General features: G+C 67.7%; 3 protein-coding genes. All 3 read right to left on the reverse strand.

The window, feature by feature from the left end; all coding sequences use genetic code 11:
- Positions 1 to 960: HAD-IC family P-type ATPase (locus HUV06_RS15295; protein WP_174302104.1), on the reverse strand; the 960-nt coding region annotated here is incomplete at its 3' end.
- Between the two features lie 22 nt (positions 961 to 982).
- Positions 983 to 2,692 (reverse strand): potassium-transporting ATPase subunit KdpA, encoded by a 1,710-nt coding sequence (gene kdpA, locus HUV06_RS15300; protein WP_174302105.1) that lies wholly within the window; start codon positions 2,690 to 2,692, stop codon positions 983 to 985.
- A 17-nt stretch (positions 2,693 to 2,709) separates the two neighbouring features.
- On the reverse strand, positions 2,710 to 2,796 hold the full coding sequence (locus HUV06_RS16720) for a potassium-transporting ATPase subunit F (protein WP_371811099.1): 87 nt from the start codon (positions 2,794 to 2,796) through the stop codon (positions 2,710 to 2,712).
- Positions 2,797 to 3,278 lie beyond the last annotated feature (482 nt).

Raw genomic sequence — 3,278 nt, forward strand, 5'->3', positions numbered from 1 at the left:
GACTTCGGTCGCCATGCGGTTGCCGAAGGTGATGGTGCCGGTCTTGTCCAGCAGCAGGGTGTCGACGTCCCCCGCCGCCTCGACGGCCCGGCCGCTGGTGGCGAGCACGTTGAACTTCAGGAGCCGGTCCATGCCGGCGATGCCGATGGCCGACAGCAGGCCGCCGATGGTGGTGGGGATCAGGCAGACGAACAGAGCGCCCAGCACGATGGGCTCCAGCTTCACGCCGGAATAGGCGCCGAGCCCCACCAGCGTCACGACCACGATCAGGAACACGAGCGTCAGCCCGGCCAGCAGCACGGCCAGCGCGATCTCGTTGGGGGTCTTCCGGCGATCCGCACCCTCCACCATGGCGATCATGCGGTCGAGGAAGCTGGAGCCCGCCCCGGCCGTGACGCGCACCTTCAGCCAGTCGGACACGACCGTGGTGCCGCCGGTCACCGCAGAGCGGTCGCCGCCGCTCTCGCGGATCACCGGCGCGCTCTCGCCCGTGATCGCGGCTTCGTTGACGGACGCCATGCCCTCCACGATCTCGCCGTCGGCGGGGATCATGTCGCCGGCCTCCACCAGGATCACCTGGCCGACCTCCAGCTTGCTGGCGGGCGTGGGCGCGGTCGCGCCCGTCTTGGGATCGACGATCAGCTTGGCCTGGGTATCGACGCGCGTCGCGCGCAGGCTGTCCGCCGCCGCCTTGCCCCGTCCCTCCGCCACGCTCTCCGCCAGGTTGGCGAAGAGCACGGTCGCCCAGAGCCAGAGCGCGATCTGGACGGGAAACAGGATCGAGCGATGCGAGAGCAGCGCCTCGAGGGTGGACAGGGTGGCCAGCGCCGCCACCACCTCGGTGGCCAGGATCACCGGATTGCCGGTCAGCCTGCGCGGATCGAGCTTGACGAAGGCGTCCCGGGCGGCACGGCCCAGCATGGCCTGCTGGGAGGCGCTCGTCGCGATGGCGGAAGGCATGGCGAGACCTTGCGGGTGAGGTTCAGCGGGCGACGGCGTGGAGCATCTGGAAGTGCTCCACGATCGGGCCGAGCGCGAGCGGCGGGAAATACTGCAGCCCGCCGAGGATCAGGATGACGCCGAGCAGCAGGCCCACGAACTGCACCCCGTCGGTCGGCAGGGTGCCGGCGGTCGGCTTCAGCTTGGGCTTGGCCGCCACCGCGCCGGCGATCGCCAGCACGGGGATGACGTAGGCGAAGCGACCGAGCGCCATGCCGATCCCCAGCGTCACGTTCCACCAGGGCGTGTTTGCGTTCAGACCGGCGAAGGCGGACCCGTTGTTCCCGGCCGCCGACGAATAGGCGTAGAGGATCTCGGTCAACCCATGGGGGCCCGAGGCCGAGACGCTCTTCAACGCCACGGGATAGATCGCCGCGACCGCCGCAAAGCCCAGTATCGCCACCGGCAGGATCAGGATGGCGAGGACCGCGTACTTCACCTCACGGGCCTCGATCTTCTTGCCGAGATACTCCGGTGTGCGGCCGACCATCAGCCCGGCCACGAAGACCGCGATCACCGCCATGACCACGATCCCATAAAGCCCCGAGCCCACCCCGCCCGGCAGGATCTCGCCGAGCTTGATCATGAACAGGGCCATGCCGCCGCCGAGAGGCGTGAAGCTTTCGATGGTGCTGTTGGTCCCGCCGTCGGAGGCGCCGGTGGTCATGGCGGTCCACACGGCGCTGGAGGCCGGGCCGAAGCGGACCTCTTTGCCCTCCATGTTGGGCGTGGCGACCACACGGGCCGCATGGGCGAGCGCGGGCGTGGCGTGGGTCTCGTTGACGTAGATCGTCGCGGCGGCGGCGGCCAGCAGCACCACCATGGCCACCAGCAGCGCGCGGGCTTCCTTGCGGGCCAGGGCGACGATGCCGAAGGCCACCACGCAGCCGAAGCTCAGCGCGTTCATGGCCACTTCCTCGATCAGGTTGGTCCAGGCGTTGGGGTTCTCGAACGGGTGGGCGGAGTTGGCGTTGAAGAAGCCGCCGCCGTTGGTGCCGAACTGCTTGATGATCTCCTGGCTGGCGACGGGCCCGAGAGCTATGCCCTGGCGGGCGCCCTCCAGCGTGGTGGCGTCCACGTGGGCGGCCAGCGTCTGCGGTACGCCGAGCGCCACCAGGACGAGCGCGAACACCAGGCAGACCGGCAGCAGGATGTAGAGGGTGACCCGCACCAGGTCGGCCCAGAAGTTGCCGAGGGTGTTCGCGCGGTCAGATCCGAAGGCGCGCGCCATGGCGGCGGCCACCGCTATGCCGGCCGCCGCGGAGGCGAAGTTCTGCACCGTCAGCCCGACCATCTGGGACAGGTTGGAGAGCGTCGACTCGCCGGCATACGACTGCCAGTTGGTATTGGAGACGAAGCTCATCGCCGTGTTGAAGGCGAGGTGCGGGGCCATGCCGGCGAAGTGCATCGGGTTCAGCGGCAGGGCGCCCTGGAGCCTCAGGATGGCGTAGAGTGCGAAGAAGCCCGCTGCGTTGAAGGCCAGGAACGCCGACGCATAGCCCAGCCACCCCTGCCCCTTGGACGTATCTACGCCAGCCGCCGCGTAGAAGACCCGCTCCACCGGGCGCAGGACCGGGTCCAGCCAGGTCGACCGCCCCTCCCAGACGCGCGCCATGTACACGCCGATCGGCCATCCCAGCGCGACGGTGACGCCAAGCGTGAAGGCGATCTCCGCCCATCCTTGCCAATTCATCTGGGTTGTCCGCTGACCTAGAACTTGTCCGGCCGAAGCAGGGCCGCGACCATGTAGATGCCGATCCCCAGGGCGGCGGCGGCGTAGACGAGCGCGAGGATCACTCTAGAGCGCCTTCAGCCCACGGCCATACAGGTCAAACGCCGCGAACAGCGCTCCGCCAACTGCGAGAAAGATCAGATCTGACATGTCTTCTGCCTTGTAAGGGCGCGGAACATGCCTCGGATCACCGTAAAGGGTCCATACTCATCGAAGCGACTGCGTATAAAGTTTTCATAAATTCGATTTGAAAGCGAAAACACGAAAATTTTGTGCTTGCTTATTCTTCCAAGATCGCAAGGCTTGATACTTGGACATCGGAGGACGGCCAGATGCGGCAGGACGAGCCCCCCTTGCCCGAGGCGACCGCCGGCATTCGCCGCCATGCTCCCGAACGACGACACGACGCGCACCGGGCTGAAGCTACGGTCGGCCGGTTGACGAAGGTGGAATGAGCCTCCTCAAGGCCTTCGGCCTTTTCCGCCCCGTGGGCTCGACCTCCCCCCCGAGCGCCTCGTCATTCACCATCGCTCGTCGGCCGGGCCCA

This window comes from Caulobacter sp. S45 (assembly GCF_903642205.1).
Taxonomy (GTDB): domain Bacteria; phylum Pseudomonadota; class Alphaproteobacteria; order Caulobacterales; family Caulobacteraceae; genus CAHJWH01.

What these genes read in the sequence shown, in the direction of transcription:
- kdpA (WP_174302105.1), bottom strand. Translation starts at nt 2,692, where the DNA reads ATGAATTGGCAAGGATGGGCGGAGATCGCCTTCACGCTTGGCGTCACC.